The sequence below is a fragment of the Streptomyces sp. NBC_00038 genome, from assembly GCF_026343635.1.
Taxonomy (GTDB): domain Bacteria; phylum Actinomycetota; class Actinomycetes; order Streptomycetales; family Streptomycetaceae; genus Streptomyces.
In genome coordinates this window covers 4,595,985-4,619,546 of sequence record NZ_JAPELQ010000001.1, presented here as the reverse complement: position 1 = coordinate 4,619,546, position 23,562 = coordinate 4,595,985, and the positions used below count along the sequence as shown (strand labels likewise).

The 23,562-nt window shown below is 70.4% G+C and carries 22 protein-coding genes; 9 read left to right on the top strand and 13 right to left on the bottom strand.

Features of this window, described 5'->3' with window-relative positions; all coding sequences use genetic code 11:
• Positions 1 to 55 precede the first annotated feature (55 nt).
• Positions 56 to 559: a MarR family winged helix-turn-helix transcriptional regulator gene (locus tag OG219_RS20750; RefSeq protein ID WP_266828590.1), complete on the bottom strand. Its 504-nt coding sequence runs from the start codon at positions 557 to 559 to the stop codon at positions 56 to 58.
• A gap of 201 nt (positions 560 to 760) precedes the next feature.
• Here OG219_RS20750 and OG219_RS20745 point away from each other — a divergent pair, with 201 nt between their 5' ends.
• A complete protein-coding gene (locus OG219_RS20745; RefSeq protein WP_266836168.1) occupies positions 761 to 1,528 on the top strand; it encodes a dioxygenase in 768 nt (255 codons plus the stop codon).
• A gap of 31 nt (positions 1,529 to 1,559) precedes the next feature.
• Here OG219_RS20745 and OG219_RS20740 read toward each other — a convergent pair whose 3' ends face one another.
• Positions 1,560 to 2,078: a GNAT family N-acetyltransferase gene (locus OG219_RS20740; protein WP_266828588.1), complete on the bottom strand. Its 519-nt coding sequence runs from the start codon at positions 2,076 to 2,078 to the stop codon at positions 1,560 to 1,562.
• Positions 2,079 to 2,249: 171 nt separating this feature from the next.
• Between OG219_RS20740 and OG219_RS20735 the strand changes: the two genes are divergently transcribed.
• Positions 2,250 to 3,248 (top strand): RNA polymerase sigma factor RpoD/SigA, encoded by a 999-nt coding sequence (locus tag OG219_RS20735; protein WP_266828586.1) that lies wholly within the window; start codon positions 2,250 to 2,252, stop codon positions 3,246 to 3,248.
• A gap of 833 nt (positions 3,249 to 4,081) precedes the next feature.
• Positions 4,082 to 4,792, top strand: a complete 711-nt coding sequence (locus tag OG219_RS20730) for a TetR/AcrR family transcriptional regulator (protein ID WP_266836167.1) — start codon at positions 4,082 to 4,084, stop codon at positions 4,790 to 4,792.
• Positions 4,793 to 4,949: 157 nt separating this feature from the next.
• Here OG219_RS20730 and OG219_RS20725 read toward each other — a convergent pair whose 3' ends face one another.
• Positions 4,950 to 5,924, bottom strand: a complete 975-nt coding sequence (locus OG219_RS20725; protein WP_266828584.1) for a YafY family protein — start codon at positions 5,922 to 5,924, stop codon at positions 4,950 to 4,952.
• A 62-nt stretch (positions 5,925 to 5,986) separates the two neighbouring features.
• On the opposite strand from OG219_RS20725, the gene OG219_RS20720 reads away from it, so the two are divergent.
• The 5 genes from OG219_RS20720 (at position 5,987) to OG219_RS20700 (ending at position 12,428) form a co-directional block, all read left to right on the top strand.
• Positions 5,987 to 7,504 carry an MFS transporter gene (locus OG219_RS20720; RefSeq protein ID WP_266828583.1) on the top strand — a complete coding sequence of 506 codons (1,518 nt, stop codon included), beginning with the start codon at positions 5,987 to 5,989 and terminating at the stop codon, positions 7,502 to 7,504.
• A gap of 183 nt (positions 7,505 to 7,687) precedes the next feature.
• Entirely contained in the window at positions 7,688 to 8,449 is a 762-nt protein-coding gene (locus tag OG219_RS20715) for a DeoR/GlpR family DNA-binding transcription regulator (protein ID WP_266828582.1), read from the top strand.
• Between the two features lie 67 nt (positions 8,450 to 8,516).
• Positions 8,517 to 9,470 (top strand): 1-phosphofructokinase, encoded by a 954-nt coding sequence (pfkB, locus tag OG219_RS20710; RefSeq protein ID WP_266828580.1) that lies wholly within the window; start codon positions 8,517 to 8,519, stop codon positions 9,468 to 9,470.
• A gap of 475 nt (positions 9,471 to 9,945) precedes the next feature.
• Positions 9,946 to 12,042, top strand: a complete 2,097-nt coding sequence (locus OG219_RS20705; RefSeq protein WP_266828578.1) for a fructose-specific PTS transporter subunit EIIC — start codon at positions 9,946 to 9,948, stop codon at positions 12,040 to 12,042.
• A gap of 128 nt (positions 12,043 to 12,170) precedes the next feature.
• On the top strand, positions 12,171 to 12,428 hold the full coding sequence (locus OG219_RS20700) for a hypothetical protein (RefSeq protein WP_266828576.1): 258 nt from the start codon (positions 12,171 to 12,173) through the stop codon (positions 12,426 to 12,428).
• 29 nt (positions 12,429 to 12,457) lie between these two features.
• On the opposite strand, the gene OG219_RS20695 is transcribed toward OG219_RS20700, so the two are convergent.
• From OG219_RS20695 to OG219_RS20680, 4 genes are all read right to left on the bottom strand, one after another.
• On the bottom strand, positions 12,458 to 13,207 hold the full coding sequence (locus tag OG219_RS20695) for a DUF6227 family protein (protein WP_266828574.1): 750 nt from the start codon (positions 13,205 to 13,207) through the stop codon (positions 12,458 to 12,460).
• A 157-nt stretch (positions 13,208 to 13,364) separates the two neighbouring features.
• Positions 13,365 to 14,594, bottom strand: coding sequence for an Ig-like domain-containing protein (locus OG219_RS20690; protein ID WP_266828572.1), 1,230 nt, complete (start codon positions 14,592 to 14,594; stop codon positions 13,365 to 13,367).
• Between the two features lie 460 nt (positions 14,595 to 15,054).
• Positions 15,055 to 16,080 carry a P1 family peptidase gene (locus OG219_RS20685; protein WP_266828570.1) on the bottom strand — a complete coding sequence of 342 codons (1,026 nt, stop codon included), beginning with the start codon at positions 16,078 to 16,080 and terminating at the stop codon, positions 15,055 to 15,057.
• 17 nt (positions 16,081 to 16,097) lie between these two features.
• Positions 16,098 to 17,252 (bottom strand): low temperature requirement protein A, encoded by a 1,155-nt coding sequence (locus OG219_RS20680; RefSeq protein ID WP_266828568.1) that lies wholly within the window; start codon positions 17,250 to 17,252, stop codon positions 16,098 to 16,100.
• A 256-nt stretch (positions 17,253 to 17,508) separates the two neighbouring features.
• Between OG219_RS20680 and OG219_RS20675 the strand changes: the two genes are divergently transcribed.
• On the top strand, positions 17,509 to 17,694 hold the full coding sequence (locus OG219_RS20675; protein ID WP_266828566.1) for a hypothetical protein: 186 nt from the start codon (positions 17,509 to 17,511) through the stop codon (positions 17,692 to 17,694).
• Between the two features lie 43 nt (positions 17,695 to 17,737).
• Here the strand turns inward: OG219_RS20675 and mscL are convergent, their stop codons facing one another.
• From mscL to OG219_RS20645, 6 genes are all read right to left on the bottom strand, one after another.
• On the bottom strand, positions 17,738 to 18,217 hold the full coding sequence (gene mscL / locus OG219_RS20670; RefSeq protein ID WP_266828564.1) for a large conductance mechanosensitive channel protein MscL: 480 nt from the start codon (positions 18,215 to 18,217) through the stop codon (positions 17,738 to 17,740).
• Between the two features lie 141 nt (positions 18,218 to 18,358).
• Complete coding sequence (locus OG219_RS20665; protein ID WP_266828562.1) at positions 18,359 to 18,916, bottom strand: hypothetical protein; 558 nt, start codon at positions 18,914 to 18,916, stop codon at positions 18,359 to 18,361.
• 166 nt (positions 18,917 to 19,082) lie between these two features.
• Positions 19,083 to 19,961, bottom strand: coding sequence for an S-methyl-5'-thioadenosine phosphorylase (locus OG219_RS20660; RefSeq protein WP_266828560.1), 879 nt, complete (start codon positions 19,959 to 19,961; stop codon positions 19,083 to 19,085).
• 77 nt (positions 19,962 to 20,038) lie between these two features.
• A complete protein-coding gene (locus tag OG219_RS20655) occupies positions 20,039 to 20,356 on the bottom strand; it encodes an FmdB family zinc ribbon protein (RefSeq protein WP_266828558.1) in 318 nt (105 codons plus the stop codon).
• A gap of 69 nt (positions 20,357 to 20,425) precedes the next feature.
• Positions 20,426 to 21,688: an MFS transporter gene (locus OG219_RS20650; RefSeq protein WP_266828556.1), complete on the bottom strand. Its 1,263-nt coding sequence runs from the start codon at positions 21,686 to 21,688 to the stop codon at positions 20,426 to 20,428.
• A 315-nt stretch (positions 21,689 to 22,003) separates the two neighbouring features.
• A complete protein-coding gene (locus OG219_RS20645; protein ID WP_266836166.1) occupies positions 22,004 to 23,545 on the bottom strand; it encodes a potassium/proton antiporter in 1,542 nt (513 codons plus the stop codon).
• Positions 23,546 to 23,562 lie beyond the last annotated feature (17 nt).

Below are 23,562 nucleotides of genomic sequence, written 5' to 3'. Positions count from 1 at the left end.
CCCTGGCACCCTGCCGCATGAGAGCTCCCCACGAGTGAGCCCTGCATGAAAGGGCCTAGCGAAGCCAGGGCAGGTCGGCGCCCGCGTCCTTCGGCTGGAGCCCTTCGGCGATGATCCGCATGGCCTCGCCGAGGGCCTTCTGCTGGTCGGGGGAGAGCCGGTCGAAGAGTGCCTGGCGCACGGCGGCCACATGGCCCGGCGCGGTCCGGCTCAGGACTTCGTAGCCCTCGTCCGTCAGGACCGCGAACTGTCCCCGCTTGTCGGAGGGGCAGTCCTCGCGCCGCACCCAGCCGCTCTTCTCCAGGCGCGCCACCGCATGGGAGAGGCGGGAGCGGGTGATCTTCGCGTTCATGGCCAGCTCGGTCATCCGCAGTCTCCTGCGCGGCGCCTCGGCGAGCTGCACGAGCAGGCCGTAGTAGACGTGCGGCATGCCCGCGTCACGCTGGAGCTGGCGGTCGAGGTGGTCCTCGAGGAGTGTGGAGGCGTGCATGTAGGCACGCCACGTGCGCTGTTCCTCGTCAGTGAGCCAGCGCGTCTCTTGAGCGGATGCCGTGTTCATGTACTCCACTGTACGAGCCCCTCCTTGAAAATTAAACAAATGGGGACTAAGCTCAGATGTTGATATTGAGAGTTCAAGTATCGAGTCCTTCGGGTCGCTGGTCGAACCCCTGGGGCGTGTGATCGAATCCGTTGGGAGGGAGCCGCCGCCGTGTCCGCCGTCACGTCCGTCGCCACCGAGGAGCGTGCCCCGCTGGAGCGCATGCCCGCCCTCTATCTCAGTCATGGTGCCCCTCCGCTCGCCGACGACCCGGTCTGGCCCGGCCAGCTCGCCGAGTGGTCCGCCGACCTGCCGCGCCCCAAGGCGATCCTCATGGTCTCCGCCCACTGGGAAGAGGCCCCCCTCGCCCTCGGTGCCGTCGAGACCGTCCCCCTCGTCTACGACTTCTGGGGCTTCCCCCAGCACTACTACCAGGTGCGGTACGCGGCTCCCGGCGCCCCCCGACTCGCCGAGTCCGTACGGAAGTTGCTGCGCGCCCCTGGCATCCCCGTGCAGGACATCCCGGACCGCGGACTCGACCACGGCGCGTACGTCCCGCTCGTCGAGATGTTCCCCGGGGCCGACATCCCGGTCCTGCAGATCTCCATGCCGACCCTCGACCCGGTCCGGCTGATGGAGATCGGCCGGAAGCTGGCGCCGCTGCGCGACGAGGGCGTCCTGATCGTGGGCTCCGGCTTCTTCACGCACAACCTCGCGGCCCTGCGGCACACCGGCGGCGGTGTGCCGTCCTGGTCGAGCGAGTTCGACGACTGGGGCCACCGAGCCCTGGACTCCGGTGACGTGGACGCGCTGCTCGACTTCGAGCGCAAGTCCCCGGCGGGCCGTCTCGCCCACCCGCGCACCGAGCACTTCGCGCCCCTCTTCGTGACCATGGGCGCGGCGGACGCGGCCGGCGAGCTGGACGGTCAGAAGTCGGTGATCGACGGCTTCTGGATGGGGATGGCGAAGCGGTCGGTGCAGTTCGGCTGAGCCGGCGCCCACGGGTCCCGCGTGTACGGGGTCACAGCTCCTTCTCGTACCAGGCCACATCCCAGTACCGGCCGAACTTGCGGCCCACCTCCCGGTACGTGCCGACGTGCCGGAACCCGAAGCGTTCGTGCAGCCGCGCGGACGCTTCGTTGGGCTGGGCGATGCCCGCATAGGCGCGGTGCAGATCCTCGTCGGCCAGGGCCTCGAAGAGGGCCTTGTAGAGGAGGGTGCCGATGCCACGCCCTGCCGCGTCGGGGGCGAGGTAGATCGTGACCTCGACCGAGGTGGCGTACGCCGGTTTGGCGCGGAACGGGCTGCTGGTGGCGTACCCGTGAATCGCCTGTGAGTGTGCGTCGGCGGCAACCATCAGACGGTGTGGTCCGTCTTCAGGGTGGGAGAGCAGCCACGAGCGACGCTCTTCCGCAGTGAAGACAGCGGTATCGAATGTGATCGGCGTCTCACGCACGTAGTGGTTGTAGATGGCCGTGAGGGCATCGAGGTCCCCCTCGAATCCCGGCCTGACCAGCACTTCTGTACGTTCTGTCGTCATCTGCCACCCCTCTGTGGCGGCACAGGGTACTGCATGATCAGAAAAATCGAGGGGCGGGTTGGGAATTCTGTCCGGATTCCAGTCGTTGTTTCCTTCGGATGCAGGGCACCCGGGAGGGTAGCCCAAAGTGTCCGGACCGACCCGCAAGCCCACCATCGCAAGGGAGCACGCATGGCAACCCGTGCCGTCGCCCGTCGTAAGTCCGCCTCCGGCGAGACCAGCGACGGCGCACGCAGTGTTCGCGTCGTAGGCGGCGAGATCGCCGACCGCGACCTGGTCGGCATGTACCTCGACGAGATCGCGCGTACGCCGCTGCTCGACGCCGCCAAGGAAGTCGAGCTGTCCCAGACCATCGAGGCGGGTGTGTTCGCACGGCAGATCCTCGAAGGCGGGGAGCAGGCCAAGGCGGACGCGTCCCGCGAGGAGCTGGAGGCGCTGGTCGCCGAGAGCGAGCGGGCGAAGGACGTCTTCATCCGCTCGAACCTGCGCCTTGTCGTCGCCGTGGCCCGGCGCTATCCGCGCAGCGGCCTGCCCCTGCTCGACCTGATCCAGGAGGGCAACGCGGGCCTGGTGCGCGCGGTCGAGAAGTTCGACTACCGCAAGGGCTTCAAGTTCTCCACGTACGCCACCTGGTGGATCCGCCAGGCCATCACCCGCTCCATCGCGGACCAGTCCCGCACGATCCGCCTCCCCGTCCACCTGGTCGAGGAACTGGGCCGGATCCGGCGCGTGCAGCGCGAGTTCAACCGCAGGAACGGGCGGGAGCCCGAGCACGCGGAGATCGCCGCCGAGCTGGACACGACCGAGGCGCGCGTCGGCGACGTCCTGGACTGGGCCCGCGACCCGGTCTCGCTGAACATGGCGGTGGACGACAACGGGGACACCCAGTTCGGTGACCTCCTCGAAGACACCTCCGCAGTCTCTCCCGAGCAGTCGGTGATGACGCTGCTGCGCAGCGAGGAGCTGGACGACCTGATCGGCCGCCTCGACCAGCGCACGGCCTCCATCATCAAGATGCGGTACGGCATCGAGGACGGCCGGGAGCGCACGCTCACCGAGGTCGGCAAGGAGCACGGCCTCACGCGCGAGCGGATCCGCCAGATCGAGAAGCACGCGCTCCTCGAACTGAAGAAGCTGGCACGTGACACCGGGTTCGACGCGGCGGCGTGAGTCGTCCCCGCACGGGATCGGTCCTCCGTCGTAGGGTCCGTACGGGCCCTGCGGCTCGGATCCTCGCCGCGTCGACCGGTCGGCCCTTGTCCGACGCTTCGGTACCGACAGAAGTCGGCCACAAGTCGACCGGACATGGCCGTCTAAGGCCGCTTCAACTCGCTGGGCTCTGGGAACAAGACTTCAGGGCCCAGGGTTAGGCATCGGGGCCCCGGGCATACGCCCTTGGCCCCCCTAAGCCGAGTCCCGACGCACACCCCCCCCCGCGCCGGGACTCTTCCAGAGCCGAGCTCCGGCGCCTTCCCCCCCCCTGGCGCCGGGGCTCGGTTCCATTTTGTGCGGGGTTCGGAGCATGCTGCGGGTGCGTGTGGTGCCTGCCGACGAGACAGAGGCGTTCCTGCCGACGAGGCAGGGGCGGAAGGCCCGGGTGGCTCGCGCGTGGGAGGCTGTTTCCGGGCAGGTTCTTTGACGGGCCACCCCGAACCTGAACCCCGGGGTGACCCGAATGGCAGATTCTGCCACAGGGGCATAACCTGCCGTCCGTGAGCGGTACCAAACGCGCGGCACGCGCCTCAGCCGACGCGACGGCCACGGCTTCCGGCCCTCGGGCGTCCACGGATGCTCCGGGCTCCTCGTCCTCCTCGGCCTCCTCCTCCGGCTCGTCCGAGTCCGTACCTGCCGGAAGTGCGGCCAGGTCCTCCGTCGGCCCGCGCTCGGCCGAGCGCCCGGCACGCGCCGCTGCCGGCCGGGCGTCGTCCGGCGAACGGCCCCCGAGCTCCCCGCCCGAGGGGCAGCGCCCCACGCTGATCGAGCGGCGCAAGGCCGCCACCCGTATGGAGATCGCCCGGGCCGCCGCCGGGCTCTTCATGCGCAACGGCCTGCGCGCCACCCGCGCCGAGGACATCGCCCGCGCCGCCGGTATCGCCCCGCGCACCTTCTACCGCTACTTCGCGAGCAAGGAGGAGTCCCTCGGCCCCCTCTTCGCCGCCGGTTCCCAGAGATGGGCCGAGATGGTCCGCGACGCCCCGGCCCACCTGACCGTCCCCGAGGCCCTCCACCACGCGGTGGTCCAGACGCTGACGCCCGGCGTCGGGGTGCGCCCGGAGTCCCTGCAGTGGGTCCGCTCCCTGCTCCGGCTGGCCGAGGAGAGCCCTGCTCTGCTGAGGGTGTGGGGCGAGGCCTGCCATACGGCGGAGCGCACGCTGGCGGAGGTGCTGGCGGCGCGGACCCCCGCCGCGGACGGGGCGGGGGCTCAGCCCGCCGGGGCGCCCGAGCCCGGCGACCAGCCGCCAGACGATCAGCCGCCTGGCGACCAGCCGCCCGGCGACCGATCGTCCGGCGGCAACCCGCTGCCCTACCCCGAGCTGTCCCCCGAGCTCCGTCTCAGCGCCGCCGTGGCCAGCGCGGCGGTGCGCGTCGCGGTGGAGGCATGGGCCGCAGGCGACGCCCCGGTGACCGGACCGGCCGGGCCCGTCGCGCTCGCGCTGCGCAATCTCGGGTCCCTCCGCGACTTTCCGTGGCACGCCGGGCAGTCGACGAACTGAGCGGCACGCCGTACGCGTGGATCAACGGGGTCACCAAGTGCGTGACGGGCCGGGGAAGTTGACGTACGAGATCCCGTGCCACCGCGCGGCGCGAGTCCCGTACGCCAACCGGGCGCCGCATGTCCCGTGCGTCACGACCCGGTAGGGACCCCGCACGTCACGACGCGCCCCTGCCCGCCCCCCGAGTCAACCGCGCCCCCAACTCCCGCAGACACACCACGAGTTCCGTCGGCTCCCGCACCGTGAACTCGCAGTCGGCCATCGCGAGCCGGACCGCAAGCCACTCCACGGCGTCCCCGGCGGAGGAGCGCAGCCGGCAGCTGTGCTCGTCGATCGGCTCGGGTGTCCCGAGCCAGGCGGGCAGTCGCGCGGCGACGAACTCGGCGGGCGCGGCGAAGGTGACGTCGAAGTCGTACGTCTCCTGGCGCCGGTACATCGACTGCCGCAGATACTCCGCAGCGCTGCCCGTCGGCAACTCGCGCGGAGTGAAGCGGGCCCCGGTCGCGAAGGGCTCGGCGACCCGGTCGACGCGGAACGTACGCCAGTCCTCGCGGTCGAGGTCGTACGCGACGAGGTACCAGCGGCGGCCGGTGGAGACGAGCCGGTACGGCTCGGTCAGCCGCCGCGACGGTGTCCCGTCCTTGGCGCGGTACGCGAACCGCAGCCGCTCGTGGCCGGCCACCGTGGAGGCCATGACGGTCAGCGTCTCGGGCGCGATGTTCGCCCCGTCCCCGCTGGTCAGCAGGGTGGTCGCCGCCTGCAGCGTGGACACCCGGTGCCGCAGCCGCGAGGGCAGCACCTGCTCCAGTTTGGCGAGCGCCCGTACGGACGCCTCCTCGACGCCCTCGACCGCGTGCCCGGCGCCGGCCCGCAGCCCCACGGCGATCGCCACCGCCTCCTCGTCGTCGAGCACGAGCGGCGGCATCGCCTTCCCCGCCACCAGCCGGTACCCGCCGTCGGACCCCTTGGTCGCCTGCACCGGATAGCCCAGTTCGCGGAGCCGGTCGATGTCCCGCCGGACGGTACGACGGGACACCCCGAGCCGATCGGACAGCTCACCGCCGGGCCACTCGCGGGGCGTCTGGAGCAGGGAGAGGAGCTGGAGCAGCCGGGCCGGCGTATCCGTAGTCATGTTTTCCAGAGTGCCGTAGAACTAGGACACGATCTGACCTATTGGCGCACTAACTTCGATGCATGACCTCCACCCAGACCACTTTCAACAGCCCGGCCCCCGTGGCCGACCGGCGTCGTTGGTTCGCACTCGCGATCGTGATGACCGCGGCCTTCATGGACCTGGTCGACGTCACGATCGTCAACATCGCGATCCCGTCGATCCAGCGGGACGCGGGTGCTTCGTTCAGCCAGATCCAGTGGATTACAGCGGGCTACGCGCTGGCCTTCGCCGCAGGGCTCATCACCGGAGGGCGGCTCGGCGACATCCACGGCCGCAAGCGGCTCTTCCTGGTCGGCATAAGCGGATTCACGATCGCATCGGCCCTGTGCGGTTTCGCCGCGAACCCGGAGATGCTCGTCGCCTCCCGCATCCTCCAGGGCGGGATGGCCGCGCTGATGGTGCCGCAGGTGCTGTCGATCGTGCACGCGACCTTCCCGGCGCACGAGCGGGGCAAGGTGTTCGGTCTGTTCGGTGCGGTCGTGGGACTGGGTGCCGTGTCCGGCCCGCTGCTCGGCGCGCTGCTCACCGAGTGGAACCTGTTCGGTCTGGAGTGGCGGCCGATCTTCCTCATCAACCTCCCGGTCGGCATCGCGGGCCTGATCCTGGGCCGCCGTTTCATCACCGAGTCCAAGGCCCCGCGGGCCCTCAAGCTGGACCTCGTCGGCGTCGCCCTCGTCACGCTGGGACTGCTGATGCTGCTCTACCCGCTGACGCGCGGCGAGGAACTGGGCTGGCCGCTGTGGGGTTACGCGTCGATGATCGGTGCCCTCGTCGTCTTCGCGGCGCTGGTGGCGTACGAGAAGCGGAAGGCGCGGATCGACGGTTCGCCGCTCGTCGAACTCTCCCTCTTCAAGGTGAAGAGCTTCGCCGCGGGCATCGCCGTACAGACCGTCTTCGGTGTCGGGCTCGGCATCTTCTTCCTGGTGTGGACGCTGTACATGCAGACAGGTCTGGGATGGAGCCCGCTGCGGGCCGGTCTGACCGGGGTTCCGTTCTCGATCGCGGTGTCCGCGGCGGCGGGCATGTCGGTGCAGCTGCTGGTCCCGCGCTTCGGGCGCAAGGTGCTCCAGGCGGGCGCGCTGACCATGGCGGCCGGTGTACTGCTCTACATCTGGGAGTCCGAGCGGTACGGCATGTCCATCGCCTCCTGGCAGATGGCGCTCCCGCTGGTGGTCATGGGCGTGGGGATGGGCTTCATCGTGGCGCCGCTGACGGACGCGGTGCTGTCGGAGGTGCCGCGCGAGCACGCCGGTTCGGCGTCCGGCCTCATCAACACCGTGCAGCAGATGGGCAACGCGCTGGGCCTCGGCCTGGTGTCCGTCGTCTTCTTCGGCACGATGGGGGACCGGCTGACCCCGGCCGAGGTGAGCCCGGCCTTCGTGAACGCCTTCGAGTACGCGCTGGGCTGGGTCGCGGCGGTCATGACGGTCATCTTCCTGCTGATGTTCGCGCTGCCGAAGCGGCCTGCGCAGCATGTGGAGGGTGCGGCGAACGTCGCGTCCGGTGAGGCTGTGAAGGAGCCCGAGCTCGTTTCGTGAGCCACGGCTGAAGGGGCCCGGCACCTCAGGTGCCGGGCCCCTTTGCGCTGCCTTCGGGGGAGGGCAGGAGGTCGAAAGTCCGTTCATGCCCGGATCACGCCCGAACCTGTTTACTTTCTGGAAATCCGGGCGTAGCCTCCGAGTGAAACCACAGGTTCGGGCATAACTCGGAGGTGAACGGACATGTACGCACCGGAGCGGCAGCAGGAGATCCTCCGGCTCGCCCGTGACGGCGGCAGGGTGGACGTGGTGTCACTGGCCGAGGAGTTCCAGGTCACCGCGGAGACCATCCGCCGGGATCTGAAGACCCTGGACCGCGCGGGTCTCGTACGCCGGGTGCACGGTGGCGCGATACCGGCCGGGCGCCTGGACTTCGAGCCCGACCTCGCCGAACGCGAGTACACGGCGGCCGACGAGAAGGACCGCGTCGCCCAGGCCGCCGTCGCCGAACTGCCCCACGACGGCACGGTGATCCTGGACGCCGGCTCGACGATCGCCCGGCTCGCCGGAGCGCTCCCGCTGGAGGCGACGCTCACCGTCGTCACCCACAGCCTGCCGATCGCGGCCCGCCTCGCGGACCACCCCGGCATCCAACTCCATCTCGTCGGGGGGCGCGTGAGGCACCGTACGCGCGCCGCCGTGGACGCCTGGGCGCTCCGCGCCTACAGCGAGATCCGCGCCGACGTCCTCTTCATCGCCGCCAACGGTTTCTCCGTCTCGTACGGCCTGACCACCCCCGACCTCGCCGAGGCCGCCGTCAAGCGCGCGACCATGCGCGCCGCGCGCCGTGTGGTGCTCCTCGCCGACTCCTCCAAGCACGGCCAGGAGCACTTCGCCCGCTTCGGCGACCTGAGCGATGTGGACCTGCTGATCACCGACCGCGGGCTGAGCCCGGAAGACGCCACCGCCATCGAGCGCGGCGGCACCGAAGTGCTGTGTGTATAGAGCCTGTGTGTCCAGAGCGGCAAGTGGCACCCAGGTGTTGTGACCTGGTCCTGAGAAACGAGTGCGCATGATCCTCACTGTCACCCCCAACCCCTCCCTCGACCGTACGTACGAGGTCCCGTCGCTCGACCGCGGCGAGGTCATCCGGGCCACCGGCGAACGCATGGACCCGGGCGGCAAGGGCGTGAACGTCTCGCGCGCGGTCGCGGCCGCAGGACAGCGCACGATCGCCGTCCTGCCCCTGGGTGGTGCGCCCGGCGCGGTCGTCGCCGACCTGCTCGACGCGCAGGGCATAGAGGTCGCGCCGGTCCCGATCGCCGGAGCCACCCGCTCGAACATCTCGGTCGCCGAACCCGACGGCACCATGACGAAGATCAACGCACCCGGCCCCGAACTCTCCGCCACCGAGGCCGAACTGCTCCTGGAGACCGTCCGCTCCCAGTACCGCTCCGGCGAAACCGACTGGATCACCTGCTGCGGCAGCCTGCCGCGCGGGCTCGGGCCTTCCTGGTACGCCGATCTCGTCGCCCGTGCGCACGCGGCGGGCGCCCGGATCGCGCTGGACACCTCAGGTCCTGCACTGCTCGCGGCGCTGCGCGAGCGGCCCGACGTGGTGAAGCCCAACGCCGAGGAGCTCGCGGAAGCCGTCGGGCGCCCCCTCGCCACGGTGGGCGACGCGGTCAAGGCGGCCGAGGAGTTGCGCGAGCTGGGCGCGCGCGCCGTGCTCGCGAGCCTGGGCGCCGACGGCCAGTTGCTCGTGGACGGCTCGGGCGCCTGGTTCGCGAGCGCGCGGGTGGATGCCGTACGCAGCAATGTGGGCGCCGGTGACTCCTCGCTCGCCGGTTTCCTGATCGCCGGCGGCAACGGTCCGAATGCCCTGGCCTCCGCCGTCGCCCACGGCGCCGCGGCCGTCCAACTCCCCGGCAGCGTGATGCCGGGCCCGGCCGACCTCGACCCCTCCGCCGTGACGGTCACCGCGGAGATCCCGGTGGACCGCGTGCTGACGGAGCCCGTGTCATGACCGCGCGCGCCACGGGACGACCGGCCGGGCCTCGATTCGGTCGCGGACTCACTGGTCCTGGTCTCACTGGCCCCGGACTTACCGGTCGCGGTTTCACCGGTCCTGGTCTCACTGGTCGCGGTCTCGCTGGCCCCGGCCTCACCGGTCGCGGCCTCACAGGCCCCGGACTCACCGGCCCCGGCCCCGTCGGTCCCGAGCCCAATGGTTCCGGACCCCCTGAACAGGCCCTGAGGCGGCGAGGTCTCCCCTTCCTCGCCGCAGCCATACGGCAACGGGACTTGCCCGGTCCCGAAGCCGAGGGGAGGCGGGGCTTCACCCGCCCCGCCTCCACCGCCCCGGCAACTCGCCGCAGTTCCAGTCACAGTCCCAGTCCCAGTCCCCGCACCCCCGTCCCCACGTTCAGCTTCACCCCTGTCCCCACCCCCGCCCCCGCCCACGACTTCCCCCGGGCGATACGCGTGCGAAGGAGCCCGCGATGAGCGAGATGATCACCGCGGACCTGGTCGACCTCGACCTGTCCGCCGAAACGAAGGAAGCGGCGGCCCGAGCCCTCGCCGAGCGCATGGTGGCCAAGGGCCGGGTGACCGACCTCGACGGCTTCCTCGCCGACGTGGCCGCTCGCGAAGCCCAGATGCCGACCGGCCTCGACGGCGGCATCGGCATCCCGCACTGCCGGAGCGAACACGTCACCGAACCGACGCTCGCCTTCGGCCGCAGCGCGGCGGGGATCGACTTCGGCGCGCCGGACGGGCCCGCCGACCTGATCTTCCTGATCGCCGCCCCGGCGGGCGCGGACGACGCCCACCTCACGATCCTGTCGTCGCTCGCCCGGCACCTGATGAACGCCGAGTTCACGTCCGCGCTGCGGGCCGTGGACGACGCGGCGGCCGCGGCCGCGCTGATCCGGGGCGACGAGCCCCCGGCGGCTCCGGCCGCCTCCGATGACTCCGCGGCGGAGTCGAACGCGGCGGCCTCCGCCGACTCCGCCACGGACGGCACGGCCCCGGCACCGGGTGCGACCGTCGAGGACGGACCCGCCCCGGCGCCGGGCGCCACCGCGGGCGGCGAACCCTTCCGTATTGTCGCCGTCACCTCGTGCCCCACCGGCATCGCGCACACCTACATGGCGGCCGAGTCGCTGGAGAACGCGGGACGCGAGGCCGGCGTCGAACTCGTCGTCGAGACGCAGGGCTCGGCCGGGTTCACCCGGCTCGACCCCGCGGTCATCGCGGCGGCGGACGGCGTGATCTTCGCGCACGACGTCCCCGTACGCGACAAGGACCGCTTCGCCGGGAAGCCGACCATCGACGTCGGCGTGAAGGCGGGCATCAACCGTCCCACCGAGCTGATCTCCGAGGTCCGCGGCAAGGCGGAGCGCGGCGAGGTCACCGCCGGCTCCGCGCCCGGCACACCGGTCGAGCGCGCCGGTGAGTCCGGCGAGGGCTACGGCACGAAGCTCCGCAAGTGGCTGATGAGCGGCGTGAGTTACATGGTGCCGTTCGTCGCCGCGGGCGGTCTGCTGATCGCCCTGGGCTTCGCGATCGGCGGCTACAAGATCAACAGTGCGCCGTCGGTCATGGACCACTTCATCTGGACCCAGGCGGACAGCTGGGGCGCACTGCTCTTCCAGATCGGCGCCGTGTCCTTCGGCTTCCTCGTCCCGGTGCTCGCCGGCTACATCGCCTACGGCATGGCGGACCGGCCAGGTCTGGTCCCCGGATTCGTCGGCGGCGCGATCTCCCTCACCATCAACGCGGGCTTCCTCGGCGGTCTGGCCGCAGGTCTCATCGCCGGTGCGGTGGTGCTCGCGATCCAGAAGGTCAACATCCCCAAGTCGCTGCGCGGCATCATGCCGGTGGTGGTGATCCCGCTGATCTCCTCGGCGATCGTCGGGTTCCTGATGTTCGTGGTCATCGGCAAACCCATCGCCTCCGCGCAGAAGGGCATGACCGACTGGCTCAACGGCCTCACCGGCACCAACGCCATCCTGCTCGGCACCCTGCTCGGCCTGATGATGTGCTTCGACCTCGGCGGCCCGGTCAACAAGGTCGCGTACACCTTCGCCACGGCGGGTATCGCGGTCGCGAGCCCGAGCGACTCGGCGATGAAGATCATGGCCGCGGTGATGGCGGCCGGCATGGTCCCGCCGCTCGCCATGGCCCTGGCCACGACCGTCCGCGCGAAGCTCTTCACCCAGACCGAGCGCGAGAACGGCAAGGCCGCCTGGGTCCTGGGTGCTTCCTTCATCTCCGAGGGTGCGATCCCGTTCGCCGCGGCGGATCCGCTGAGGGTCATCCCGGCCTCGATGGCGGGCGGCGCTGTCACCGGCGCCCTGTCGATGGCCTTCGGCGCCACCCTGCGCGCTCCGCACGGCGGCATCTTCGTGGTCCCGCTGATCGGCAACCCGTTCCTCTACCTGGTCGCCATCGCGGCGGGCGTCTGTGTCACCACCGCCCTGGTGGTCGTCCTGAAGGGCATGCGCAAGCAGGCTCCCGAGGGCGCAGGTGCAGGGGTCGCCGACGCTCCGATATCGGCGAAGGCCGAACGCAAGGAGCCGGTGGCAGCCGCCTGAAGAGCCAACCGCCTGCCCCTTTAGGGCATTGGTGAGCTGTTCACCGCATCTGTGAGCTGTTCGCTGCATCTGCGAGATGCGTCACGGTCCGGGACCAAAGTCCCGGACCGTGGTGTCTACTGGGGCGCATGCCCGATCACGTGTCGATCCTCCAGCTGACCGGCGTGGCCGCCCTCGCCCTGGCGACCGTCATCTGGGTCGTCGGCCTGGTACGCCTTCTGCGCCGGGGCCGCTCCGAAGTCGCCCCCCGGCGTCATGGCGACGCGCTGAGGGCCCTGCCCCGCCAACGACGGTCCGGTCCCGACACCGAGTCCGTCGAACTGACCCCGGAGGAGCACGCCGCCTTCGCCGGCCTGGTACGCCAGTTCAGCGACAGCCGCCCGTAACCGCCCCCTGGCTGTTCCCCGGTGCTGTGTCAGCCGAGCCGAGCCGCGCGCCGCTCCATCGCATCCCGCGCCGCGTCCTCGGTGGCGTACACCTCGCACATGTGCCGCCGGTCGGGCGTCGCCGTGTGCTCGACCTCCCACAGGGAGATCTCCTGTCCGTCACGGAGCAGGAACGCGTGCTCGTAGAGCGAGAAGGCCATCCCCGGCCGGCCTGTCCGGCAGGGGCGGCCGAAGGCCTGGGTGATCTGATGCGCGAACGCCTCGCGCAGCAGCAGTGTCGCGATGTCGGCCCCCGGCTGGTCCGTGTTCTCCGCCCGCCGCAGCAGCCGTCGCGCGTGATCCGGCGAGTCGTCGGGCACGTACTCGTGCCGCGGCTCGGGAATCGGCGACAGCTGCACCAGTACGGCCAGTTCGAAGTCCGGCGTGTCCGCCGGAAGCGGCAGCCTGGCCGTGGCGGCGTGCAGCTCCTCGTCGTCGACGTACACCTCGTGCTGCGGATCGCTGCCGGGCGCCGTGTTGTGCACGAGCTCCCACAGCGTGACCGCGGAGCCGTCGGCGAGCAGCCACGTGTGGCGGTACGTCTCGCGGTGCAGCCCTGCGCTGTGGTGCGCGGAGTGCAGCGAACTGTCGTGCGCCAGCGCACAGTCGAGCCGCCGTATCGTCTCGTCCGGCAGTTCGAAGGAATTCAGGGCACGACCGAGGAGTCGCGCGAGATGCTCCTCCGGAGACTCGGGCGACTCGGGTGGTTCGTACGCTGCTGTCTCGTACGGAACGCTCAAGGTTTCTCCCGGCGTTGCTGCATGTCACCTTGTGGGTGCATACCGTAGCCCCTCGGTCGGACATCATGTCCGTGAACCGAGAAAACGTACGGCTGGAAAACGGGCGGGCCGCGCGGCAAGTTCCCACGCGGCCCGACTGTGCGTCAAAAAGCCCTCGTCAGACGGCACTTCCCGCGGTCCACGCGCTCCACGACAAGTTCCAGCCGTTGAGCCCGTTGTCCGGCGAGACGGTCTTGTCGGGGGAGTTCTCGACGGTCACGACGTCCCCGATGAGGGAGTTGTCGTAGAACCACTTGGCGTTCGTGTCCCCCTGCGCACCCTGTACATCGGCCAGCCCCACACAGCCGTGACTGGTGCCCTCCCGGCCGAAGGGCGGATTGCCCTTGTTGTACCAGTAGTTGCCGTGGATGAAGGTGCCGGAGGTGGTCAGGCGCATCGCGTGCGGCACGTCCGGGATGTCGTACTCGCCGCCCAGCCCGACCGTCCGGCTGTTCATCCGCGTCTGCGTGAACTTCTCGGAGATCACCATCTGCCCGTTGTACGTGGTGTGGTCCGGGCTGCCCGCCGAGATCGGGACCTTCTTGAGGGTCTTCCCGTCCCGCACGACCGTCATGGTCTGCGTGTCGACGTCGACGGTGGACACCTGGGAACGCCCGATGGTGAAGGTGACGGTCTTCTTCTGCACCCCATAGACGCCGTTCGCGCCCTCGACCCCATCCAGGTCGATCTTCATCGTGACCTTGGAACCGGCCTTCCAGTACTCCTCGGGCCGGAAGTCGAGCCGCTGCGCCCCGAACCAGTGCCCCACCACCTGCTGCCCACTGCTGGAGGAGACCGTGATGTGCGACTGCACGGCCTTCTTGTCGCTGATCACCTTGTCGAAGTTGAAGGAGACCGGCATCCCGACGCCGACCGTGGTGCCGTTGTCGGGCGTGTACGTGCCGATGAAGCTGTTGCTGGAAGTGACCGTCGTGAAGATGGAGTTGGCGGCGGAGGTGCGCCCGCTCGCATCCTTCGCGGTGGCCGATATCTGGTACTTCGTCCCACGCTCCAGCTGCTCGTCGGGCTTCCAGGAGCCGCCGTCCGCGGATATCGCGCCGGCTACGGCCGCCCCGGTCCCCGACACCGTCATCTTCACGTCGGTGAGCTTGCCGCCGCTGACCTTCACGCCGGTCGCGTTGATGGACGCGTCCGTCGAACCGTCCTTGGCGGAGATGACGAGTTTCGCCGTGGACGTCTTGGCCGAACTCCCGCCGTTCCCGGAGTCCTTGCCGTTCTTGCTGTCCGCGTTCGCGTTGCCACCGCAGGCGGTGAGGGTGAGGGCGCCGACCATCAGGGCGGCACAGGCCCCCAGTGCGCGCCGCGCAGTTATGTCCGGCGTTGCCACGGGCTGCTCCAGATTCTTGTGATGTGCGTGATCCGCTCCAGTACGTCGAGAAAGAGCGAGCGGCGCCGGGAAGGGTTCCCTCCGTCGGCGGTCAACACCATCACGTGACAGAACCGGGACAATCACCCAACACCCGCCCCCGGAACGCCCACCCCGCCCCCTCCGGCTCCTAACCCCTACCGCCCGCCCCCTCGCCGAACGCCCCGCAGCGGCCCACCGGCGGGAGGGGGCGTGCCGGTACGTCTAAAGCCCGTCGCGTACGTTCGCGTCACCGGACGTTTCACCACTCGCCCAACGTCTGATCCGGCGGCGACGGGCGGACGTACCGGCACGCCCCCGACCCACCCACCCGGCGTCAACCCCCGCCCCCCCCCGCCCCTCCGCCCCCCGCCCCCCGGCCCCCCGAACACCTCCAACGCCCACGCCGGCCCAGCCCCCACGCCCCCGGCAAGCCTCCCGCCTACCGGCCTCCGTACAACTCCTCGTACGCCGGCCACACCCCACCCGCCCCGTCCACCGACTCCGCCGCCCGCACCGCCCGTACGATCGCGCGCGCCACCACGTCCGCGCCCGCCGCAAGAATCTCGTTGAGCGCGAGGGGGTGCTCGGCGAGCGGCCGGGCGCCCGTGGCCAGCGCGAACACCGTGTCCCCGTCGTTCATCAGGTGCACCGGACGCACCGCGCGCGCGATCCCGTCGTGCGCCGTGCCCGCAAGCTTCTGCGCCTGCGCGCGCGAGATGTCGGCGTCGGTGGCGACGACCGCGAGCGTGGTGTTCAGCGGGGGAGCCCCGTTCCTCGCCGCGGCCTCGGCCAGCCGCCGCTGCGCCGCCTCGTGCACCTCCACCGCCGGATACGGCGTACGCCCCTGCAACAACTCCCCGAACAGCGCCCCCGTTTCAGGCTGAATCACCGACCCCGCCGAGTTGGCCACCACCAGCGCGGCCACCGTGATCCCCGAGTCGAGCACGACGCTCGCGGTGCCGATGCCGCCCTTGACCGTGCCGGCCACCGCCCCGGTACCGGCGCCCACACAGCCCTCCCGCACCGGAGTACCGGGCTCGCTCGCGTCGGCCGCCTCGACCGCCGCGCGCCCCGTGGAGGCGTCCGGCCTGGCCCGGAAGTCGCCGCCGCGGCCCAGGTCGAAGACGGCGGCGGCGGGAACGACCGGCACGACGTGCGCCGGATCGGCACCCACCCGCACCCCGCGCCCGCGCTCCTCCAGCCAGGCCATCACGCCGGACGCCGAGTCCAGCCCGTACGCGCTGCCCCCGGTCAGTACGACCGCCTCGACCTTCTGCACCAGGTTGCGCGGGTCGAGCGCGTCGGTCTCCTTGGTGCCCGGCCCGCCGCCGCGCACGTCCACGGCCGCGGTGGCACCGCCCGGAGGGGCGAGCACGACCGTGGTGCCGGTGAGCCAACCGTCGCCGGTACATGTCGCGTGCCCCACCCGCAGACCCACGACATCCGTCAGAGCGTCAACTGTCATGGCGACAGTGTTTCCCGCTACGCGGCCCGCGCCTCCTCCCGCGTGACCATCCGCGCCGTCAACGTCACCCCGACCACCACCGACAGTGCCGATACGACGCCCGCCGCGAGCACCGCCCAGTCACCCAGGAACGTGCAGAGGATGACCAGCAAGGCGGTGGTCGGCAGGACGGCCTGCTGGGCGATGCCCACCTTGAAGTGGCGTGAATGCAGCAGCCAGACGGTGAGGAGGTACAGCGCCGTCGGCAGTGTCACAGCGGCGGACGCGGAGAGCGTCGAGATGTGCGCCTTGCCGACCGCCTGCTCGACCGCCACCTCCAGTCCCGCGCCGATCGCGGCTGCCGACGCGAAGACCAGGTAGTGGCCGTAGCCCCACAGGAACGCCTGTCTGTTGGTCCGCAGATGCCCGTGGATGGGCACCACGAAGTAGATCCACCACGCGGAGAAGACGATCAGCAGCCCGCCCGCGGCGATCGGCAGCAGTTCTCCGAGCGCCTCGTTCTCGTCCGCGCCCGACTTCACGGCGACCGTGGCCGCGGCGATCGTCTCGCCCAGGACGATGATCGTGAACAGGCCGTACCGCTCGGAGATGTGGTGCGGATGCCAGGACGACTTGGCGTCCTTCTCCGCGAACACGGGGACGCACAACTCGGCGACGGCCATCACCAGGAACACCCAGGGCCGCGCGGACTCCGGCAGGACCAGCAGCCCCAGCCAGCCGACCTGGCACAGCAGCACGCCTCCCGCGTACCGCAGTGCCATGGTTCTCTCGGCCCCTTCGGTGGACCGCGCCACCCGCAGCCACTGCGCGATCATGGCGAACCGCATGATCGCGTACCCGAGCCAGACGAGCAGGAACTCGTGCTCGTCGGCCGCCCGCGACACCCCGGCGGCGAGTACGAGGACGCCGGCGATCTGCACCAAGGTGACGACCCGGTAGAGCGCGTCGTCGTTGTCGTACGCCGAGGCGAACCAGGTGAAGTTCATCCAGGCCCACCAGATCGCGAAGAAGATCATCGCGTAGTTGAGGATGCCCTCACCCGCGTGTCCCTCGGCCACGGCGTGCACCAGTTGGACGCCCGCCTGGGCGATGGCCACGACGAAACACAGGTCGAAGAAGAGCTCCAGCGGCGAAGCGACCCGGTGTGCCTCGTCGCGGCCACGAGCAGTCATTCTGCGCAGCGGCCCACGGCTGGAAGGCCGTGGAGCCGGAGCGGACGCGGAACTGGCACCGGATCTCGAACCGGAACTGGAGCTGGAACTGGAGCGGGACGTCATACGGCCAAGCACAGCAGAAAAGTCCCGGAAATTCTTGTGAATGCGTTCACAACCGGACTCGGGCCCGGCGTGCCCCAGGGATGACCTGGTCGGACGGGGCAGGGCGACCAGTGCCTGGGGGTGGGCCGCTGCCTCGGCGTACCCTGAAGGCATGAGTACCGCCCCCGCCCCCGAACCGCGCGGTCCCAAGCCTGCCGCGCTGGTCTTCGACGACCCGCTGAGCCAGCAGTCCTCGGACGATACGGACCGTGGGTGGGGCGAGCGGCCCGGCGGCGACAGCGACAGCGCGGCGGACCTGAAGCGCTTCCTCGACGAGAAGCCGCCCCACCACATCTGAGCCCCGCCCCACCACCGTCGGGCGCCGGCCCACAGCCGTGCCGTTAGTTCTCGCGGTGCCCCGAACCGCGCTGCGCCACCAAGGCGTCGCGGATCTCCTTCAGCACCTCCAGCTCGGTCACCTCCATGACCTCCTGCGTGCCCTCCTTCGCCTTCTGGCGGGCCGCCTGCCGGGCCAGGTACTTGGACATGGGCAGGACCATCAGGAAGTAGACGACGGCCGCGGTGATCAAGAACGTGAGCGTGGCGCTGAGGACGGTGCCCCACATGATCGGGATGCCGCTCGTGGCCGTGCCCGTCGCCTCGTCGAACTTGCACGGCGACTGCAGGCAAGAGCTGTACTGGTTGAGGTCCTTGGTCCCGAACGCGCCCACCAGCGGGTTGATGATTCCCTTCACCACCGAGTTGACGATGTTGGTGAAGGCCGCGCCGATGACCACCGCGACTGCCAGGTCGACGACGTTCCCCCGCATCAGGAAGGCCTTGAAGCCTTCCAGGACACTGGGTTTCTTCTTCTCGCTCACCGAGGGGCCCCTCTGCACAAGTTGTGGAACAAACAGCTCCGCAACCTACGTCAGGGCGTGCCGGGCCTGTCCAATTCGCTAGCTCGAACGAGGGACTTGACACCGATTCGTCACTTGGGGCGTCGCCGTAGGGCACGTTATTCACCACAGAGTCACCGCCAGCCGTGAGGTCGCACCCGCGCCGGCCAGCCGCGCAGCCGTGGCCCGCGGAACGGAGAGGACGACCAGCGCCCCGGTCTCGGTGGCGTCGACTTCCGGTACCTCGGTCACCCGGACCCCGGCCGCGACCACCCGTGCCTCGCCGCCGTTGTCCGCCGCGACGACATCGACCCGGTCCCCGCGCCGCAACAACCGCACCGTGGCCGCGTCGGCGATCCGCACCGGCGCAGTCACCATCTCGGCCGCGCGGCGCTCGCGTACGGGAGCCGATGCCGACGCGGAAGAGGAGGTGGCGGCGCTCGCGGGATGCCCCCGCGCCCGCTCGGCCTCCCGAGGACCGGCCGCGATGAGCGCGGCCGCTGTGACCGCGAGCCCCGCGGCCACGGCCCGCCGCTTGTGCCGGGTGAGGCGGCGCAGTTGATACCGCCCGCCGCGCACACGCACGGGAGCGAAGTGAGGCACCTCGCAGGTCGGAGGCGCGTCCGCGCCCGGCGGGCGTACGGGAGGAGGGAGAGGAGCGAGCGGAGAGGGCTGTGCCATCGTGACCACCACCTGCGACGAGAGATCGGCTTGCGATCCCACGATGAGGCTTCGCGGCCGAGCCCGCCGGAGCCCGTGGACCACCGACGGGTTGTGGACAACTCCCTCACCCGAACGGGAAGTTCCGCCCTCCCGCGACGTGCTGAACGACCGCAGGGGCCCCGCGCTACGGCAGCGCGAACCCCGGGTCCATCCCGCCGAGCGCCGTCGTGCACAGACAGTCCCGCGTCCCGTTCGCCGGCAGCCCCGCGACCGCGTCGAAGAGCACGCCCCGCAGCCGGTCCACATTCGCCGCGAACACCTTCAGCACATCGTCGTGCGAGACGCCCTCGCCGGTCTCGGCGCCCGCGTCGAGATCGGTGACGAGGGTCAACGACGTGTAGCAGAGCTCCAGTTCGCGCGCGAGCGCCGCCTCGGGGTGGCCGGTCATGCCCACCACGGACCAGCCCTGAGCCCGGTGCCAGAGCGATTCGGCTCGGGTGGAGAACCGCGGGCCCTCGATCACCACGAGGGTGCCTCCGTCCACCGGCTCCCAGTCCCGCCCGCGCGCCGCTTCGAGGGCGGCCTTGCGTCCGACGGGGCAGTACGGGTCGGCCAGCGACACATGCACCACGTTCGGCACGGTGCCGTCCGGCAGCGGAAGCCCGTCGAAGTACGACTGCGACCGCGCCTTCGTACGGTCGACCAGCTGGTCCGGCACCAGCAGTGTCCCCGGCCCGTACTCCGGCCGCAGACCGCCCACCGCGCAGGGCCCGAGGATCTGCCGTGCGCCGACGGAACGCAGCGCCCACAGGTTGGCCCGGTAGTTGATGCGGTGCGGCGGCAGATGGTGGCCGCGGCCGTGACGGGGGAGGAAGGCGACCCGCCGCCCGGCGATCTCGCCGAGGAACAGGGAGTCGCTGGGCGGCCCGTAGGGGGTGTCGACCTGTATCTCGGTCACGTCATCGAGGAAGGAGTAGAACCCCGAGCCGCCGATGACCCCGATCTCGGCCCTGTCCGCCGTCTGTTCTCCGGCCGGGCTCTGCGCATTCTCCGTGTTCGCCATGGACGGCACCCTAACCGGGCCGGGAAACGCCGAAGACCCTGTCGTCGTACGACGACAGGGTCCCGTAAGAACAAGCCTTACGCGGCGGAGCTGCTGCTGGACGAGCCGGACGAGCCGGTGCCCGACGACTTCGAGTCCGAAGAGGACGACGAAGTGGTCGAGGGTGTCGACGACGGCTTCGAAGCAGGCGTGGACGACGGCGAGGTGCTCGACGACGAACCGCGGCTGTCATTGCGGTAGAAGCCGGAGCCCTTGAAGACAATGCCGACGGCCGAGAACACCTTCTTCAGGCGGCCACCGCAGTTGGGGCACTCGGTCAGGGCATCGTCGGTGAACTTCTGCACCGCCTCGAGGCCCTCGCCACATTCGGTGCACTGATACTGGTAGGTCGGCACTGGCTCTTCCTCCTGGCACTCTCACTCAATGAGTGCTAACGACGGTCCATAGTGACGTATTCCGAGAGATCAGTCCACCGTCACCGGAACTCGGTGACCCACGCCACGTGCGACGGTGCGGCTCGTGGGCCGCGTCGCCAACCGGGAACGCAGGGCCACCAGCGTCGCCAGAGCCAGTGCCGTACCGGCCATCGGCACCAGGAAACCGGCACCGCCCCAGAAGCGGTCCTCAAGTTGTCCGGAGACCGTGACGGCCACCGCCTGACCGAGCGCGACCGCGCCGGTGAGCCAGGTGAAGGCCTCGGTGCGGGCGCCGGCCGGCACCAAACCCTCGACCAGGGTGTAGCCGGTGATCAGGGCCGGAGCGATGCACATGCCGACCAGGAGGCCGATCCCCGCGAGCACGATCACGGAGTGGGCGGCCCACAGCCCGGAGGCGGTGAGCGCCAGGGCCGCGTACCCGAGGACGAGCCGCCGCTGCGGGGCCACCTTCCAGGCGATGGCGCCGCAGACGACGCCGGAGAGCATGTTGCCCGCGGCGAAGACGCCGTACAGGACACCGTTCAGGCCGGGCTCGCCGATCGACTCGCTGAACGCGGCGAGGGACACCTGCATGCCGCCGAAGACGGAACCGATGCCCAGGAAGGCCACGATCAGAACCCGCACACCGGGGACGCGCAGTGCCGAAACGTGCTCCACGCGCGCGTGCCCGTCAAAAGCGACAGAGGGCTGCGTGCTCTTCTGCGCGGCGAACAGAAGACCGCCGACCAGCGTCAGCGCGGCCTCGGTCAGCAGGCCGGCGGCCGGGTCCACGGCCGTGCACAGTGCGGTCGCCACCAGCGGGCCGAACACGAAGGTCAGCTCGTCGGTGACGGACTCGAAGGCCGCCGCGGTGGTCATCAGCGGCGAGCCCTGGAGCTTCACGCCCCAGCGGGCGCGCACCATCGGGCCGATCTGGGGAACCGAGGCGCCGGTCGGCACGGCGGCGGCGAAAAGGGCCCACAAGGGGGCGTCCGCCAGCGCGAGCGCGGTCAGGGAGAGGCCCGACAGGGTGTGCACCAGGACGCCGGGGAGCAGCACCGCCCGCTGCCCGAGCCGGTCGGCGAGGCGCCCCGTGAAGGGCGCGAACAGTGCCATGGAGACACCGGTCACGGCGGCGACGGCGCCGGCGGCTCCGTACGAGCCGGTGGTGTGCTGCACGAGCAGCACGATGGAGATGGTCAGCATCGCGAACGGCTGGCGTGCGGCGAAGCCGGGGAGCAGGAACGTCCAGGCGCCGCGGGTGCGCAGCAGCTGTCCGTACCCGGGGCGGGAGGTGACCGTGGATGCCACGGCCCGTGCCTTTCTGCCACCTGGTAGCGCGCCCGTGCGGGGGGCGCCGAGAGCTGTCCTCTTGCGCGGAACTGCGGTAGATACCGGCTGCCCACTGCGAGGGCACCGCGGCCGCCATACGGTCGCGCCAGCTCTGCGTCAGGCAGAGTTGGTTCGATCAAAGTCTGCCTTCATCGTACAGGGATGAACGATCCAGTGCCTGTGAAAACGAGCACCACGGCAGCGTTCGCCTGCGAATGCATATGGACGCTTAAGGCCCTGTTCGCCTTGATGTCCCAGCCGACGTTCTAGGCGATGCCCCAGCCGACGTCCCGCTCAACGGTCGTCACCTTCGCCCCCAGGTCCCAGCCAGCCGGCCAGCTTGCCGCCCTGGCCCACCGCGCGCAGCCGCCTCTCGGCCGCGTCCCGGACGGGATCGGTGGCCACCACGAGGAGCTCGTCGCCGCGCCGCAGCACGGTCGTGGGCAGCGGTACGAAGGACTTCCCGTCGCGTACGACGAGGGTGACGGCAGCGCCCGCCGGCAGGCGCAGCTCGCCCACCTCGACGCCGTGCATGCGCGAACCCTTCGGGATCGCGACGGACAGCAGATGGCCGCGCAGCCGCTCCAGGGGGGCTGATTCGATGCCGAGGTCGGCGGCCTCCCCGGACTCGCCGAGCCGCAGCTTGCGGGCCAGCCAGGGCAGTGTGGGGCCCTGGATGAGGGTGTAGACGACGACCAGTACGAAGACGATGTTGAAGATGCGACGGCTTTCCTCGACGCCGCTCACCATCGGGATGGTCGCCAGGATGATGGGCACGGCGCCGCGCAGCCCGGCCCAGGACATCAGCGTCTGTTCCTGCCACGGTATGCGGAACGGCAGCAGACTCAGCACGACGCTGAGCGGCCGCGCCACCATGGTCAGGACCAGGCCTATGACGAGCGCGGGCCAGATGTCGTCGCCCATCTCGTGCGGCGTGACCAGCAGGCCGAGCAGCACGAACATGCCGATCTGGGCGATCCAGCCGAGCCCTTCGGCGAAACCGCGCGTGGCGGGCCAGTGCGGCAGCTTCGCGTTGCCCAGCAGCATCGACGCGAGGTACACGGCGAGGAAGCCGCTGCCGTGGGCCAGCGCGCCTGCGGCGTACGCCACGACCGCGATCGCCATCACGGCGATGGGGTAGAGGCCGGAGGCGGGCAGTGCCACATGCCGCAGCCCGTACGAGCCGAGGAAGCCCACCGCGATGCCGATGGCCGCGCCGATGGCCAGCTCCAGAGCTATCTCGCCGAGCAGCGCGTACCAGTGCTCCACCGGGCCCGCTGTGGAGAACGCGACGACGAGGATGACCACAGGAGCGTCGTTGAAGCCCGACTCGGCCTCCAGAACGCCCGTCACGCGCGCGGGGAGGGGCAGTTTCCGCAGGACCGAGAAGACCGCCGCCGCGTCCGTCGAGGACACCACCGCCCCGATGATGAGCGCCTGCCGCCACTCCAGCCCGATCAGATAGTGAGCGGCTGTGGCCGTCACTCCGACGCTCACCGCGACACCGGCCAGTGCCAGCGAGGTGGCGGCCGGAAGGGCCGGCTTGATCTCTTTCCACTTCGTGCCGAGGCCGCCCTCGGCCAGGATCACGACCAGGGCCGCGTACCCGATGACCTGGGTCAGCTCGGCATTGTTGAAGTGGACGTCGCCGATCCCGTCCTGGCCCATCGCGACGCCGATGCCCAGGTAAACGAGCAGGGTGGGGAGCCCGCTGCGCGAAGAGATCCGAACCGCTGCCACCGCGACGAGCAGAACGAGCGAGCACACGAGCAGGAGTTGGTTGAGGTGGTGGACAGTCAGCGGCCGTTCCTTCCTCGTCAATCCGGTCACTCGGATCAGAACGCTCAGATCGG

What these genes read in the sequence shown, in the direction of transcription:
- OG219_RS20750 (WP_266828590.1), bottom strand. Translation starts at nt 559, where the DNA reads ATGAACACGGCATCCGCTCAAGAGACGCGCTGGCTCACTGACGAGGAA.
- OG219_RS20745 (WP_266836168.1), top strand. Translation starts at nt 761, where the DNA reads ATGCCCGCCCTCTATCTCAGTCATGGTGCCCCTCCGCTCGCCGACGAC.
- OG219_RS20740 (WP_266828588.1), bottom strand. Translation starts at nt 2,078, where the DNA reads ATGACGACAGAACGTACAGAAGTGCTGGTCAGGCCGGGATTCGAGGGG.
- OG219_RS20735 (WP_266828586.1), top strand. Translation starts at nt 2,250, where the DNA reads ATGGCAACCCGTGCCGTCGCCCGTCGTAAGTCCGCCTCCGGCGAGACC.
- OG219_RS20730 (WP_266836167.1), top strand. Translation starts at nt 4,082, where the DNA reads ATGGAGATCGCCCGGGCCGCCGCCGGGCTCTTCATGCGCAACGGCCTG.
- OG219_RS20725 (WP_266828584.1), bottom strand. Translation starts at nt 5,924, where the DNA reads ATGACTACGGATACGCCGGCCCGGCTGCTCCAGCTCCTCTCCCTGCTC.
- OG219_RS20720 (WP_266828583.1), top strand. Translation starts at nt 5,987, where the DNA reads ATGACCTCCACCCAGACCACTTTCAACAGCCCGGCCCCCGTGGCCGAC.
- OG219_RS20715 (WP_266828582.1), top strand. Translation starts at nt 7,688, where the DNA reads ATGTACGCACCGGAGCGGCAGCAGGAGATCCTCCGGCTCGCCCGTGAC.
- pfkB (WP_266828580.1), top strand. Translation starts at nt 8,517, where the DNA reads ATGATCCTCACTGTCACCCCCAACCCCTCCCTCGACCGTACGTACGAG.
- OG219_RS20705 (WP_266828578.1), top strand. Translation starts at nt 9,946, where the DNA reads ATGAGCGAGATGATCACCGCGGACCTGGTCGACCTCGACCTGTCCGCC.
- OG219_RS20700 (WP_266828576.1), top strand. Translation starts at nt 12,171, where the DNA reads ATGCCCGATCACGTGTCGATCCTCCAGCTGACCGGCGTGGCCGCCCTC.
- OG219_RS20685 (WP_266828570.1), bottom strand. Translation starts at nt 16,080, where the DNA reads ATGACAGTTGACGCTCTGACGGATGTCGTGGGTCTGCGGGTGGGGCAC.
- OG219_RS20680 (WP_266828568.1), bottom strand. Translation starts at nt 17,252, where the DNA reads ATGACTGCTCGTGGCCGCGACGAGGCACACCGGGTCGCTTCGCCGCTG.
- OG219_RS20675 (WP_266828566.1), top strand. Translation starts at nt 17,509, where the DNA reads ATGAGTACCGCCCCCGCCCCCGAACCGCGCGGTCCCAAGCCTGCCGCG.
- OG219_RS20665 (WP_266828562.1), bottom strand. Translation starts at nt 18,916, where the DNA reads ATGGCACAGCCCTCTCCGCTCGCTCCTCTCCCTCCTCCCGTACGCCCG.
- OG219_RS20660 (WP_266828560.1), bottom strand. Translation starts at nt 19,961, where the DNA reads ATGGCGAACACGGAGAATGCGCAGAGCCCGGCCGGAGAACAGACGGCG.